Here is a 13,245-nt window from a genome sequence, read left to right as displayed (position 1 = left end):
GACTCCAGCTTTGAAAATGAGTTGGCTTGTCAATCGAGGCGACGAAGGTCGATCAGCCGCGCAAGACTTCGATCACGAGGACAACGGCAAGAATGACCGCCGTCATGATAAAAATTGCATAGGATCCGTAGGGGCTCTGCTCACCCTTGCCTCGCTTTTGCGAGGCAAGGGTGGACTGTCTGTGGAGGGCGTTGCGGATGCTCATGGCATTGCTCCCCTTAGTACCTCAAAACGTCTGGCCGGCGATCATGACCAGGTGTTCGACGACCGGGCCGAGCGCCAGGGCGGGCATGAAGGTGAGGCCGCCGACGATCAGGATCGTGCCGACGAGCAGGCCGACGAAGAGCGGGCCATCTGTCGGGAAGGTGCCTGCCGAGGCCGGAACCGTCTTCTTGGCGACCAGCGAGCCTGCGATGGCGAGCGCCGGAATAATGACCAGGAAGCGGCCCATCAGCATGCCGATGCCAAGCGTCACATTGTACCAGGGCGTATTGCCCGTCAGCCCGCCGAAAGCCGAGCCGTTGTTGGCCGCAGCCGACGTATAGGCGTAGAGGATTTCGGAGAAGCCGTGCGGGCCGGCGGTGCCGATCGAGGCGACGGCGGACGGCAGCACCGTGGCGATCGCCGTGAAGACCAGCATGGCGAGCGGCAGGCAGAGGATGGCGAGCACGGCCATCTTCATCTCCTTCGCCTCGATCTTCTTGCCGAGATATTCCGGCGTGCGGCCGACCATGAGGCCTGCCACGAAGACGGTGACGATGATGAAGAGGATGATACCGTAGAAACCCGCGCCGACGCCGCCGACGATGACTTCGCCGAGCTGCATGTTGATGAGCGGGATCAGGCCGCCGAGTGCCGTAAACGAGCCGTGCATGGCATTGACCGCGCCGCAGGAAGCCGCCGTGGTGATGACCGCAAACAGCGACGACAAGGTGATGCCGAAGCGGGCTTCCTTGCCTTCCATGTTGCCGCCTTCAAGACCGAAGGCATGCATCAGCGGATTTCCGGCCGCTTCCGCCCAGTAGGTGATGCCGACGCCGGCGATGAACAGGATGCCCATCGAGGCGAGGATCGCCCAGCCCTGGCGCTGGTTGCCGACCATGCGGCCGAAGACGTTGGTGAAGGCAGCACCGATCGCGAAGATCGACAGCATCTGGATGAGGTTGGAGATCGCATCCGGGTTCTCGAACGGATGCGCCGAGTTGGCGTTGAAGAAGCCGCCGCCATTGGTGCCGAGCATCTTGATGGCAAGCTGCGAGGCGACCGGGCCGAGCGCGATGGTCTGCTTGGCGCCTTCCAGCGTCGTCGCCTCGACATAAGGCCCGAGCGTCTGCGGCACGCCGAGATAGACGTAAACCAGCGTCAGCACGATGCAGATCGGCAGCAGGATATAGAGTATGGCGCGGGTCATATCGACCCAGAAATTGCCGATCGCCTTACCCGATGCGCGCGAAAAAGCGCGGATCAGACCGACGGCGATCGCCATGCCGGTCGCGGCAGACAGGAAGTTCTGCACGTTAAGACCCATCATCTGGGTGAGATACGACATGGTGCTTTCGCCGCCATAGTTCTGCCAGTTGGTATTGCTGACGAAACTGACGGCGGTGTTGAAGGAAAGCTCGGGCGCAACGGCACCCATGCCCGCCGGATTATAAGGCATGCCGGCCTGCAGGCGCATTATCGCGTAAAGCACGACAACGCCGAAGAGGTTGAACATCAGCAGCGAGACGGCATAGGAGGTCCAATGCTGTTCTTCGCGTTCGCTGGTGCCGGCCATGGCATACAGTCCCCGTTCGATCGGAACGAGGACGGGTGACAGAAACGTGCGCTCGCCTGAAAAGATACGCGTCATGTAACCGCCGAGCGGTTTGACGAGCGCGATGATGATCCCGCAAAAAAGCAGGATCTGAAGCCATCCGTTGAGGGTCATTTGGAGTTAACTTTCAATACCCGGCTGCTTGGCTGGAAGCGCCAGTTCTTTTCAAAAGCGTTCTTTTTCAGAAGCGTTCGGGGCGAATGAGAGCGTAGGTGAGGTAGACGGTGAGGAACACGGTCACGGCACCGCTCAGGACATAATCGAGGATCATCGGTGTTTCTCCCTTCAAAGCCTGTCGCAGGCGCGGGTATAGGCAAAGCAGAGACCGAAGAAGACGACTGCGGTGCCGAGTAGAATGACGTCCAACATTGATCTGGACTCCTGTTGTTAAGGCGAGGCCGGACAGGACAAGGGTGCCATCCCTTAAAGACGGCACCTTGATGCTTTCCGGCTTGGAGACGATCTTTTGCGATCTCCCGGACGCTAATATGCGGCGCGACCGCATAGGGGTTCGAGACGGAGCGCAGAGGAAAGAAATAAAAATCCTATAGGAATTTCGTTCTTTCCGGCGGCGATTGCCCTCAGGAAGCGGCCGCAAAGGTTATGGCATAGGCGAAAACGAGCACCATCAGCATAACCGCGAGCATGCCGAGAATGATGCTCGATGCACGCAGATGGTCCGGCTTCCCGAAATTACGGGAGCGCGGATAGACAACTCCGCGCATGTGGTAAACGGCCCTGGACATCGGCATTCTCCTCATGCCCGTCCGACGGTCTTCATGCGGGGATCGATCGCCTTGGGGGCCTTGACCGGGGTCTCGAAAATCGAGCCCAGGCTCAAGGTGACACCTTCCGGCACGCAGCAGACGGCACCCGGCGTGCGATCACTTTCGAACATGGCGAAATGCACCGCCGACGCCCGATCGGTGAACAATCCGCCGACGAGGCCATCGCGGTCGGAGACGACCCAACGGCCGCCGACGTCGCGGCCCACCATGAAACGCACGCCTCGCGAGGGAGGCTCGACTTTCGACATTGCCTTACCCATGACAAACCTCCTCAAGCTACCATCACGGAGACAAGACCCGCGGCGCAAAGGCCCAGGCCGATGACGCCGAGGAGCCTCAGGAAAACGCCGAGGTTCGCATCGACCGGGCGATTTGGCTGCGACAGCCGGCGCTGCCGGGCTTTGGCTTCAGCAAGATGCAGGAAGTAAACGCTCCCCAGACGACCAAACATTTCAGTCACTCCTTGTTGGGATCGGCCCGCGGCATTGTCCGCGCGGAGCCCGCATCGAAACCGATGCACGATCCAGAAGGTAGCGACGGCCCCATAGGCTTTCGATTGGATGCGGCAGACGAAGAAATAGGGAATCCATATAAGCAACAGTGATTTTTCGTTTGCGCCGCAGCATTCCGGGCGGCATGTTGAAATCCTCGAACGATAAAAGACTTGGGAAATGGAATTTAGATCATGACAGCAGATGCGATCGTGCTGGGAGCCGGCATTGTCGGCGTTTCGACGGCATTGCAGCTCGCCCGGCGCGGCAAACCGGTGGTGCTCGTCGATCGGAAAGAACCCGGCATGGAGACCTCCTATGGCAATGCCGGCCTGATCCAGCGCGAGGGCGTCGTCCCCTATGGCTTCCCCCAGCAGTTCGGCCTGATCCTGCGCTACGCTCTGAACAACCGCATCGATGCGCATTTCCACTGGAAAGCCATTCCCTCGGTCACCTCGTTCCTGGCGAAATACTGGTGGCATTCGAACCTGACCCGCCACCAGCTGATCGCCCGCGCCTATGCGCCGCTGATCGAGCACTCGATCGCGACCCATAACGAGCTGATCGAGGAAGCCGGTGCCCAGGACCTAATCGCCAAGAACGGCTGGACGGAGGTGTTCCGCACCCGCGGCAAGCATGATGGCGAGATCGGCGAGGCCGAGCGGCTTCGCAAGGAGTATGGCGTCGCCTTCAAGGAACTTTCGCCTGCCGATATCGCCGAGCAGGAGCCCAATCTTTCGAACGATTTCGTCGGTGGCCTGCGGTGGGAAGACCCGTGGTCTGTCAAGGACCCGCTGGCGCTGACCCGCGCCTATGTGGCGCTGTTCGAAAAGCTCGGCGGCCGGGTGCTGAAGGGTGATGCCAAGAGCCTGTCGCAGACCAAGACCGGCTGGAGGATCGTCGCGGGCGAAGGCACGGTGGAAGCCAAGGATGTGGTGGTGGCGCTCGGCCCCTGGTCCGATACGGTTACGAAACCGCTCGGCTACAATTTCCTGGTCGGCGTCAAGCGCGGCTATCACATGCACTATTCGGCCAAGGGCAATGCCAAGCTCAACGGCTGGACCATGGACGCGGAGCGCGGTTATTTCCTGGCCCCTATGAACCAGGGCATCCGATTGACGACAGGCGCCGAATTCGCCCGCCGCGATGCGCCGAAGACGCCTGTTCAGCTGGAACGCGCCGAAGCGGTGGCGCGGAGCATCTTCCCGCTCGCCGAACGGCTCGACATGGAGCCCTGGATGGGTGCCCGCCCCTGCACACCGGACATGATGCCGGTGATCGGCAAGGCGCCGCGCCACGACGGCCTGTGGTTCGCCTTCGGTCACGCGCATCACGGGCTGACGCTGGGCCCGGTGACCGGCCAGGTGATTGCCGAGGCGATCACGGGGCAGAAGACATTGATCGACATCTCGGCTTATCGGCCGGAGCGCTTCAACGCCTAGCTTTATCTAAAAGCGCGGGTTGGCCTGCGGGCAGCAGGGCCGGTCGGAGTTTGCCCCGACGCGTGACTGACGTCCAATGCGACGCCTATATCCGGATGGTGTGAGATGGCATTTATGACCAGCGAAGATCGGGGCAAGACGAGCGACAATCCCGGCCACACGAATTCGTGGTACGCGGCTTCTGCAAAGGACAAGCGTGTCCGCCCTGCCCTCGACGGGGCGATAGAGGCCGATGTCTGCGTTATCGGTGCCGGCTTCACCGGCATTTCCGCGGCGCTCGAACTGGCCGAGCGCGGATATTCCGTCGTGGTGCTGGAAGCGGAACGCATCGGCTTCGGCGCATCGGGCCGCAATGGCGGTCAGATCGTCAACGGCTACAGCCGTGATCTCGAAACCATCGCCGGCCGTTATGGCCGCGACAAGGCGGTGAAGCTCGGCGCCATGTCGCTCGAAGGCGGCGAGATCATCCGCAGCCGCGTCGCGAAATACGGGATCGATTGTGATCTGGTGCATGGCGGCTTCTTCGCGGCCTTCACGGACAAGCAGATCCGCGAGATGGAGCACCACAAGACCGATTGGGAACGATACGGCCATGGCGGGCTGGAGATGGTCTCAAAGGCGGATGTCGGCAAATACGTGAAGACCGATCGATATGCCGGCGGCATGATCGACAAGCTCGGCGGCCACATCCACCCCCTCAACCTCGTGCTTGGGGAAGCCGCGGCGTTCGAAAGCCTTGGCGGACGCATTTTCGAAGCCTCGCGCGTGACCGGCCTCGACATGGGCGAAAAACCGGTGGTGCGGACGGAAAGGGGTTCGGTGAAAGCCTCGTATGTGCTCGTCTGCGGCAATGCCTATCTCTCCCCGCAGTTTCCGGAGATCAGCGGCCGGATGATGCCGGTATCCAGCCAGGTGATGGCAACGGAACCGCTCGACGCGGCACTGATCGAAAGCCTGCTGCCGGCCAATTACTGCGTCGAGGACGCCAATTACATCCTCGACTACTACAGGCGCACCGCGGATAACCGGCTGCTCTACGGCGGCGGCATCGGTTACGGCGGCCACGATCCGAGCGACCTCACGGGCGTCATTCGCCCCAATATGCTGAAGACGTTTCCGCAATTGAAGGACGTGAAGATCGACTATGCCTGGAGCGGCAATTTCGCGCTCACCCTGACGCGTATCCCGCATATGGGGAAACTGTCGGACAAGGTCTATTTCTCCCACGGCGACAGCGGCCACGGGGTGACCACCACCCATCTGCTCGGCAAGACCCTCGGCGAGGCGGTCGCCGGCCACGCGGAACGCTTCGACATCTGGTCGTCGCTCCCCAACCTGCCCTTCCCGGGCGGCCGAACCTTCCGGGTACCGCTCACCGTGCTCGGCGCCTGGTGGTATGGGTTGCGCGACCGGTTGGGCATCTGATCGAGGGATCAGAGAGAAATCGGGAAGCTGCCGGTAAGGTAGTAGGTCGCCTGCGCCCGAACGATGGACTTGAACTGCGCCACGGTTCCGGCGGCTTCGTCTTCCGGAATCATGAGAGCCAGCCGCAGGGTGGCGCCGGCCATGTGAAACATCACCAGAAGCGTCTGCGCATAACTTTCTCGCAGCGGCTGTTCAACGAAAGGTTCGGTCGCCTGGTAAAAGACGTCGGCCTGGAAGCGAGTCTCGGCGATATCGAGGTCCGCAAGCGCCTTGTCCGCCTGGATGGCATTCAGGAGATCCTGGGTCGCGGGCCTTTCCCGCATATTGTAGTAGTACAAATCGAAAAGTTCGGCCGGTGCCTGCAAAGCTTCTTCTGCCGTGGTGATCCTTCCGATCTGCTCCGTCACCAGGGTACGGACCTCTTCGGCGTAACTCTCGTAGAGCGTGGCGATGATGGCGGATTTGTTCGGGAAATACTGATAGACCGATGCGATAGGCCCGCCGGAGAGAGCGGCTATCTCCTTCATGGTCACTGCGTCGATGCCCTTCTGGCCGATCAGTTCCATGGATACTTTCAGGATTTCATCGATGCGCTCGCGGCTCCGCTCCTGTTTCGGCACCCGGCGAAGGGAACCCCGCCCTGGTCCTTGCGTCGAATCTGGCATCCGCAAACCGTCTCCTCAAACACCTGCCAACCGCTGCCTTCGTTGCCGGTGAGGTTTCCGGTAACCGAGGGCAGAATTGCTTGAACACAAACTGTTTGTTTATACGACGCCCGAAGAGCATCGGATCACGAAGGCCGCTAATTTTTAGAATACTTTCCAAGCCGATGCACAAGACAGAACATCGAAGAAAACGGGAGCTTAAATCCTATTATCTATGCTCCGGTGAGCGCGGTAATACCATCGAAAGCCTTATCGACAATGGTATCGACACTTGCGTCGATGTCGACAGTTACCACGCCAGCCTCATTCTCTGGGCTTTCCAGGGTTGCAAGCTGGCTCTGAAGCAGTGACGCCGGCATGAAATGGCCGGTACGCGCGCCCATTCGCTGCTCAAGCACCTTGGGGTCTCCGGTGAGGAAGACAAAATAGAGCGTGCCGCCGCTCTCCCGCCGCAACCGGTCCCGATAGGTTTGTTTCAAGGAAGAGCACGACACCACCACGCTTTCGCCCCGCCCCCTCGCCTCCGCCAGTTGGTTGCCGATCAGATCGAGCCATGGCCAGCGGTCGTCGTCGGTCAGCGGAATCCCCTTCGCCATCTTGGCGACGTTCGCCTCCGGATGCAGACGGTCACCCTCGACGAAGGCGCAGCCGAGACGCGCGGCGAGGTGCTCGCCCACCGATGTCTTCCCCGACCCGCTGACACCCATGACGACGACGGCAAGAGGGGGCGTGAGTTCGATTGCGGGCATAACTGACTTCCATTTGATAACGCGTTCAGGAGGCGGCAAGGCCGAATTGTGGAGATCGGAGTTAACTTCGGGTTTTCCAATTCTCTTACGGGAACCTTAGAGAGACTACGATAAAAGGACCCACCTTCAACCGAATTCCGTCCTCCAAATCCAACTCGAGATCCACGATCATGCGGCGACTCATCAATATTATTGCGCCTCGCGTTTATCACATCCTGCGCGATACGGGCGGCAATTTTGCGATAGCGACTGCTCTCGCGCTGCCGGTCCTCCTGACGACCGCCGGCGGGGCGGTTGATTTCACCCAGGCCTCGTTCGAACGCAGCCGGCTGCAGGGTGCGCTCGATGCGGCTGTGCTCAGCGCCGTTGCAAAACCTGATATCGCCAGTCAGCGCCGGGAAGCGCTGCGCTTTCTGACCGATACGGTTCCGGAAGAGACCGACCTCGAGACCGCGCTTGTCGTTGCCGCGAATAGCGACGGCAGCCTGACGGGTACCTATGCCCAAGGTGTCCCCACCAATTTCCTCGGCCTGCTCGGTATCCACACCATCGACGTCAAGGTCCGATCCACCGCCATCGCGAACAAGAATCCGAAGCCTTCGGGCGCATGCATCTATGTGCTCAGCAATGCCTCACAGGCGGTTCTGATCAATTCAGGCGCCAACGTGCAGTCGGAGAAATGCGGCGTGGAGGTCAGTTCGACCCAGAACCCGGCCTTCATCATGAATGGCGGGGCGACGATCGATACGGCCAGCTTCTGCGTTGCCGGCACCCAGTATATCAAGAACGGCGGGACGCTCAGCAACCTGAAGCCCGGCTGCAAGGTTTCCGGAGATCCCTATGCCGGCAGCATTGCTGAGCCGACCGTCTCCTCCACCTGCACGACCGGCGGCACAAAGGACGGAGCGGTGCAGGAAATGGCTCCAGGCGTCCATTGCGGCACCACCTTCAACGGATCGCCGAAGATCACGTTCAAACCCGGCCTCCATATCATCAAGGGCCGGATGATCATCAATTCCGGTTCGACGGTCGTCGCGGAGGGCGTGACCTTCTATTTTCCCGACACCGACAGCGAAATCCGCGCCAATGGCAACTTGAGCTTCACGGCGTCGGCGCCGACCAGCGGCACCTACAAGGGCATCCTGATGTTCGAAAAGACCAGCGATACCGCCAACAATGCCCGCAAGCAGCAATACATCTTCAACGGTTCCAATGGCGAAACGCTCAAGGGAGTGATCCATCTTCCGAACCGCGACGTCACCTACAATTCGACGACGAACCAGACGAACCTCATCACGCTGGTAGTCAATACCATGATCATGAACTCGTCCAACTGGAAGATCGAACCCTATACGGGCGCTGCCGGTGGAGCCGGCTCCGAGATTACGTCGGTGCGCCTCGTCAACTGACGCTCAACGCTGCCGGGCGTCCTTGCCGAGCACGATTGGCATCAGCACCGACAGGAACATCAGCCGCAACACGTGGTGGGCGCCGACATAGGTGGGGTCGGCATGCAGCATGACAGCCATCGCCGACATCGTTTCGAGCCCACCCGGCGCAAAGGCGATCAGCGCCGCATCGAGCGGCACGCCGGTCATGTATGAAACCCCGCCAGCAATCGCCGCCGCAAGCGCGATGACGACCACGGTCACCACGCCGCCGGCCACGAAAGCGGTGCGCAATTCGGTGATCGATACGCCGCAGAAGCGCGTGCCGATGACCGAGCCGAGGATGACATAGGTCGGAACCAGCAGCCAGTTCGGAACTCCGCCGCTGATGAACCCCGTCACATGCGTGGCGATCGACACCACGACGCCGCCCAGCAGCAGCGCTGCCGGAAAATTCCAGCGCATGAACAGCAGGCCGAACAGCACTGAGACCGCGAGCATGATCAGGAGAACAGGCGCGCTCATCGCCAGAGGCGCCAGAACCGGGTCGGCGCCGACGAGATCGAAGATTTCCACGATCAACGGAACCGTAATCGTCAGTGCCAGCACGCGCACGCTCTGGCCGACACTGACGGCACGCAGGTCGCAGCGGGTTTCGGCGGCGAGGCTGAGCACGTAACTCAGATGGCCGGGGGAAGAGGCGAGAAGCGCGGTGATCCGGTCATAGTGGAAGAACCGCTGCAGCACCCACGAGCTTGCATAAAGCAGGATCACGACCGCCACGAGCACCATGACGAAACTCAGAGGCCAGGTGCGCGCCGCGACGATCACCTCCGGCGTGACTGTCGCCCCCATCGACACGCCGACAATGATGAAACAGACGTTGCGGACCTGCGCCGGCACCGCCAGGTTCAACCCGGCAAGCCCCGCAATGGTGATCGCGATTGCCGGACCGATGAGGTAAGGAGCTGGAAAGGCAATGAGAATTGCGATCAGCGCACCGGCAGTACCGATCAGCGCAGTCAGCGCGAAGGTGCGCAATTCCGAAAGGGGCATGGCTTGATCCTGAAGGCGCCACAGGAAGGAAAACTGACAAAAGCCAGAAAAACGCCTAGTCCCCTTCTATTGCAAATGGGCGGGAGGTCAACCTCTTCTGCCGCATACGGGGACAGCAAAAAGGCGCCGGCCTCAACGGCGGCGCCTTCAAGAAGCAGGAACGGGCAGGATCAAGCGGCCGGCGCGATGACCTTCGGGATGGCCTTTGGCAGATGCAGCATATCGATGCCCAGCAGAAAATTGATCTGCGGACGCGCCTTGACGAGGTCGTCGATCGTGTATTCGGCGAGCACGTCGAAGAAAGCGTTGAGCGCCTTGCGAAGCGCAGCGTTCAGGCCGCAGCTGTCAACAAGCGGGCATTCCGCAACGCCCTCTTCGAAGCACTCCGCCATGGCAAAGCTGTCTTCAGTCACCTTGATGACATCGAAAAGGGTGATGCGGTCAGCAGCACGGCCGAGCCTTACGCCACCGTTGCGGCCGCGCACGGTCTCCACCAGGCCGGCCTTGTTGAGCGGCTGGAGGATCTTGAAGAGGAAGAGTTCGGAAACGCCGTATGCTCTTGCGATCTCGGGGATGCGGCTGAGGTGGCCGTCGTTGGCGGCACAATACATCAGCATCCGTACTGCGTAATTCGTCTGTTTGGTCAAGCGCATGCTGGTCTCCCGAGACTGGTACCCGCCCTATATAAAGGCTCCGCTAGTTTTGAACAATTCCAAAATAAGAAAATTGTCATCAAGTTTTCGCGCTGCGCCAGCTTGCCTTCATCGGCGCGGAATTCAAGCGGCGAATTGTTCGTCCACACAAACGGAGACCCGGAAGGCCGAGGTACAAGCTAGATCAGGAGGCATAGGCAGACGCCCCGGCGGGCTCTCCCGGGAAAACCTTGCTTTTGCAGCCCGCCGAAAAGACGGACCGCCGAATTATGAGTCGATTTTCCACAACCTCGGATCGCCATTCCGGATCCGCGGCGATTCGCCGGAAAAAGTTCCGGCTCGCATCAACTGGTTATCGCGATCGCCATCCAGGCCGGGACGGCGACCATCACCATTGCAGCCAGCAGGCTAAGGCCGATCTTCGCCAGATACGCGCGACGGGCGCGTTTCGCATCCCACTCGTACACCATGGACATACATCCCCACTCCTACTCCGCGAGCTAAATTAGGATAGTCTGCGGATACGTCAATGGCGGCTATCGATCACGGCTACCTTGCCTGTAGCCGACCTTCGAGCTCGGCGGCGTAGTTGCGGATGTCCTGCTGACGTTGCGGGGTGCCCGGATGGCTCGAGAGAATGCTTGCATCCTCATGATCTCCAAGCTTGTCCTCAAGGATTGCGAAGAAGCGCGCCAGTGCTGCCGGATCGTAGCCGGCCGCCCGCATCAGCTCGACAGACCGGCGGTCGGCTTCCGCTTCCGCGGCCCGGGAATAGGACAGCGCCACCAGTGCGCCGCCCTGCGTAAGGATGTCCTCGACGCCCGAGCCGACATCGCCGGCAATCAACATGACCAGAGCGGCGACGCCTGCGGCGCGGTAGAGCTGCCGCAGGCTGTGCTCGCCTTCGACGTGGGCGATCTCGTGGCCGAGCACGCCAAGGATCATTTCCCGGTCGCCACTAGCGAGCTTCACCAGATCGTCGGTAAGGATCAGGCTGCCGTCCGGTAGTGCGAAGGCATTCGGGCCGATCACGCCGCCATCCCGGAAGTAGAGATGATAGGCCTTCTGCCCGCCCTTCGAATGGACGGCGAGTTTCGAGAAGCCGTCGGAGATCGCCTGCCGTTCGCCTTCCGGCAATTCGGACGGTTTCAGGATGGTCCGATCGAGGGATGCCAGCGTGCCGGAGCCGATCAGTTCCGGCACGAAGGGCGGCGTTACCAGGACGGCGACCTCGACCAGCACGGGGACTGCAAACCGATAGATCGAGACGGCAAGCAGCATGACGGCAATCGTCATGACGATCAGTCGCGGATGGAACTGCTCCAGCCGGTGGATCAAGCCGCTGCCGGCGCCGCGCTTGCCGTGGAGATAGGTGTCGACCCCGTCGTTGTCGCGCGTCTCGAACACGGAACCGTCCGGGAAACTCACCCGCCGCGGGATCGAGCCGACCCGCGCGCTGATCTCGGCCCGCTCCGGCACAGCCGATGCGAGGACCCGCCCCTCTTCCGCTGCGACGAGGAGAGTGCCGTCCTCGCGCAGGACGGCCTCGATTGCGCGGCTGGAATTGGCTGGATGCCATTCGCCTTTCGCGATGACCGCTCCGTCAGAAACCAAAGTCGAACCCTTCCATATCCATGTATTCGGCGCTGATCGCAGCACCGCTCGCCTCGATCGAGGCGAGGATCTCGCCCGGATCGCCGTTGATGCGGATACCGGTGTGTTCGTTGACATACCGCGCCATCCGGACCGCCGCCCAGGGGCGCATCAGCCCCAGCGTCAGCACGGTGACGATCACATTGCTGATTGCGATCCAGGCATAACGCGGCCGGGAGATGTCGCTGACCAGCTGATGGCGGTCGTCGAGCTCCGCCGCCGACCAGGCGACGTTGCGCACACCCGCCCGATAGAAGAGACCAGCAATACCGTAGAGGATGAAATAGATGAAGAGACCGGCGTAGAGACCGACGATGCTCAGCACGGTCATCTGCGTGCTCGTCAATTCGGCGCTCTCGCGCATGACGGTCGCAGCACCCATGATCGCGATGAAGGCAATGAACCCGAAGATGATGCTGCCTAGGAACACGATCAATGCCGGCAGGATCCAGACACCATAAAGCCGGCCAAGCTGGGGGTCGCTGGAAAACGGCCGGTCGCCGTAGCGCAGGTTGTTGAAGAGGTATCGCCAGGTCCAGCGGCTCGCAAGCGGCGCCAGGATGCCGAACGAAATGAAGGCTATGAAGCTGCCGAGCATGATCGCAACGAAGGCGCCGCCTGCCGTGCCGACGAAATCGAAACGCACGTTGCGATAGCTCGTCACCCGGGCGTTGAAGCGCAGGCTGCGCTTGATGAGCCACGGCAGAGCGATCAGGATCAGGATCGGGGTCACGATGCCGACTGGCGGAAAGATCGCCGTGCCGATGTTGAGCACGATCACGAACGCGGTGACGATCAGCCGGCCGATAAAGATCTGCTTGCCGGTCGCGTGATATTCGAAGGCGCGGTCGAGAACGACCGTGTTGCCGTAGAAATATCGCATGCGCCGCACCTTCGCCCAGGCCGAATAGATGCTGAGGGTGATGATCGTCAGCAGAACGTTGACGATCCAGATGCCGAAATATTCGCTGGCGCTGCCGGTGAAGGAGGCGCGTTCAAAAGACTGTCCTTCCGCCGCCCGAGGCGCCGTCTCTGCCATTGCCATGATGTCGTGTCCCCTTGCCGAATACCGTCGAGACGGCCGCCTGCCCGATTCTTCGCCTCATTGTAAGGCCGCGA

General features: G+C 61.0%; 16 protein-coding genes. 3 read left to right on the top strand and 13 right to left on the bottom strand.

The annotated features are described in order from the left end of the window. Nucleotides 1-52: 52 nt before the first annotated feature. The 6 genes from ACSQ3G_RS01345 to ACSQ3G_RS01320 all read right to left on the bottom strand — a co-directional run bounded on the left by ACSQ3G_RS01345 (nt 53) and on the right by ACSQ3G_RS01320 (nt 3,055). Complete coding sequence (locus tag ACSQ3G_RS01345) at nt 53-205, bottom strand: hypothetical protein (protein WP_436108766.1); 153 nt, start codon at nt 203-205, stop codon at nt 53-55. 21 nt (nt 206-226) lie between these two features. After that, nucleotides 227-1,930 carry a potassium-transporting ATPase subunit KdpA gene (gene kdpA, locus ACSQ3G_RS01340; protein ID WP_436108765.1) on the bottom strand — a complete coding sequence of 568 codons (1,704 nt, stop codon included), beginning with the start codon at nt 1,928-1,930 and terminating at the stop codon, nt 227-229. A 67-nt stretch (nt 1,931-1,997) separates the two neighbouring features. Further along, the gene (locus tag ACSQ3G_RS01335; RefSeq protein ID WP_007760774.1) at nt 1,998-2,087 is read right to left on the bottom strand and encodes a K(+)-transporting ATPase subunit F; all 90 of its coding nucleotides are present in this window, start codon (nt 2,085-2,087) and stop codon (nt 1,998-2,000) included. A gap of 310 nt (nt 2,088-2,397) precedes the next feature. Continuing rightward, complete coding sequence (locus tag ACSQ3G_RS01330; RefSeq protein ID WP_436108764.1) at nt 2,398-2,562, bottom strand: hypothetical protein; 165 nt, start codon at nt 2,560-2,562, stop codon at nt 2,398-2,400. Between the two features lie 11 nt (nt 2,563-2,573). Next, complete coding sequence (locus ACSQ3G_RS01325; protein WP_436108763.1) at nt 2,574-2,864, bottom strand: hypothetical protein; 291 nt, start codon at nt 2,862-2,864, stop codon at nt 2,574-2,576. Nucleotides 2,865-2,875: 11 nt separating this feature from the next. Further along, complete coding sequence (locus ACSQ3G_RS01320; protein ID WP_172745846.1) at nt 2,876-3,055, bottom strand: hypothetical protein; 180 nt, start codon at nt 3,053-3,055, stop codon at nt 2,876-2,878. A gap of 234 nt (nt 3,056-3,289) precedes the next feature. Between ACSQ3G_RS01320 and ACSQ3G_RS01315 the strand changes: the two genes are divergently transcribed. Together ACSQ3G_RS01315 and ACSQ3G_RS01310 are read left to right on the top strand one after the other, a co-directional pair. Continuing rightward, nucleotides 3,290-4,537: an NAD(P)/FAD-dependent oxidoreductase gene (locus ACSQ3G_RS01315; protein ID WP_436108762.1), complete on the top strand. Its 1,248-nt coding sequence runs from the start codon at nt 3,290-3,292 to the stop codon at nt 4,535-4,537. A gap of 114 nt (nt 4,538-4,651) precedes the next feature. Continuing rightward, on the top strand, nt 4,652-5,962 hold the full coding sequence (locus tag ACSQ3G_RS01310; protein WP_436111648.1) for an NAD(P)/FAD-dependent oxidoreductase: 1,311 nt from the start codon (nt 4,652-4,654) through the stop codon (nt 5,960-5,962). Nucleotides 5,963-5,970: 8 nt separating this feature from the next. Here the strand turns inward: ACSQ3G_RS01310 and ACSQ3G_RS01305 are convergent, their stop codons facing one another. Together ACSQ3G_RS01305 and ACSQ3G_RS01300 are read right to left on the bottom strand one after the other, a co-directional pair. Then, on the bottom strand, nt 5,971-6,627 hold the full coding sequence (locus ACSQ3G_RS01305; RefSeq protein WP_436108761.1) for a TetR/AcrR family transcriptional regulator: 657 nt from the start codon (nt 6,625-6,627) through the stop codon (nt 5,971-5,973). Nucleotides 6,628-6,839: 212 nt separating this feature from the next. Beyond that, the gene (locus tag ACSQ3G_RS01300) at nt 6,840-7,376 is read right to left on the bottom strand and encodes a gluconokinase (RefSeq protein ID WP_436108760.1); all 537 of its coding nucleotides are present in this window, start codon (nt 7,374-7,376) and stop codon (nt 6,840-6,842) included. Nucleotides 7,377-7,546: 170 nt separating this feature from the next. On the opposite strand from ACSQ3G_RS01300, the gene ACSQ3G_RS01295 reads away from it, so the two are divergent. Continuing rightward, nucleotides 7,547-8,785, top strand: coding sequence for a TadE/TadG family type IV pilus assembly protein (locus tag ACSQ3G_RS01295; protein WP_436108759.1), 1,239 nt, complete (start codon nt 7,547-7,549; stop codon nt 8,783-8,785). Nucleotides 8,786-8,788: 3 nt separating this feature from the next. Here ACSQ3G_RS01295 and ACSQ3G_RS01290 read toward each other — a convergent pair whose 3' ends face one another. The 5 genes from ACSQ3G_RS01290 to ACSQ3G_RS01270 form a co-directional block, all read right to left on the bottom strand. After that, entirely contained in the window at nt 8,789-9,820 is a 1,032-nt protein-coding gene (locus ACSQ3G_RS01290; protein ID WP_436108758.1) for an AbrB family transcriptional regulator, read from the bottom strand. A gap of 170 nt (nt 9,821-9,990) precedes the next feature. After that, on the bottom strand, nt 9,991-10,473 hold the full coding sequence (gene rirA / locus ACSQ3G_RS01285; RefSeq protein ID WP_436108757.1) for an iron-responsive transcriptional regulator RirA: 483 nt from the start codon (nt 10,471-10,473) through the stop codon (nt 9,991-9,993). A gap of 344 nt (nt 10,474-10,817) precedes the next feature. Next, nucleotides 10,818-10,943 carry a hypothetical protein gene (locus tag ACSQ3G_RS01280; RefSeq protein WP_436108756.1) on the bottom strand — a complete coding sequence of 42 codons (126 nt, stop codon included), beginning with the start codon at nt 10,941-10,943 and terminating at the stop codon, nt 10,818-10,820. 79 nt (nt 10,944-11,022) lie between these two features. Next, nucleotides 11,023-12,087, bottom strand: a complete 1,065-nt coding sequence (locus tag ACSQ3G_RS01275) for a M48 family metallopeptidase (RefSeq protein ID WP_436108755.1) — start codon at nt 12,085-12,087, stop codon at nt 11,023-11,025. Next, on the bottom strand, nt 12,077-13,171 hold the full coding sequence (locus ACSQ3G_RS01270) for a YjgN family protein (RefSeq protein ID WP_436108754.1): 1,095 nt from the start codon (nt 13,169-13,171) through the stop codon (nt 12,077-12,079). The genes ACSQ3G_RS01275 and ACSQ3G_RS01270 overlap by 11 nt, the downstream gene beginning before the upstream one ends. Nucleotides 13,172-13,245: the final 74 nt, after the last annotated feature.

It is taken from the genome of Neorhizobium tomejilense (assembly GCF_964254135.1).
Classification (GTDB): Bacteria; Pseudomonadota; Alphaproteobacteria; order Rhizobiales; family Rhizobiaceae; genus Neorhizobium; species Neorhizobium tomejilense.
This window is presented reverse-complemented; position numbering and strand designations above follow the sequence as displayed.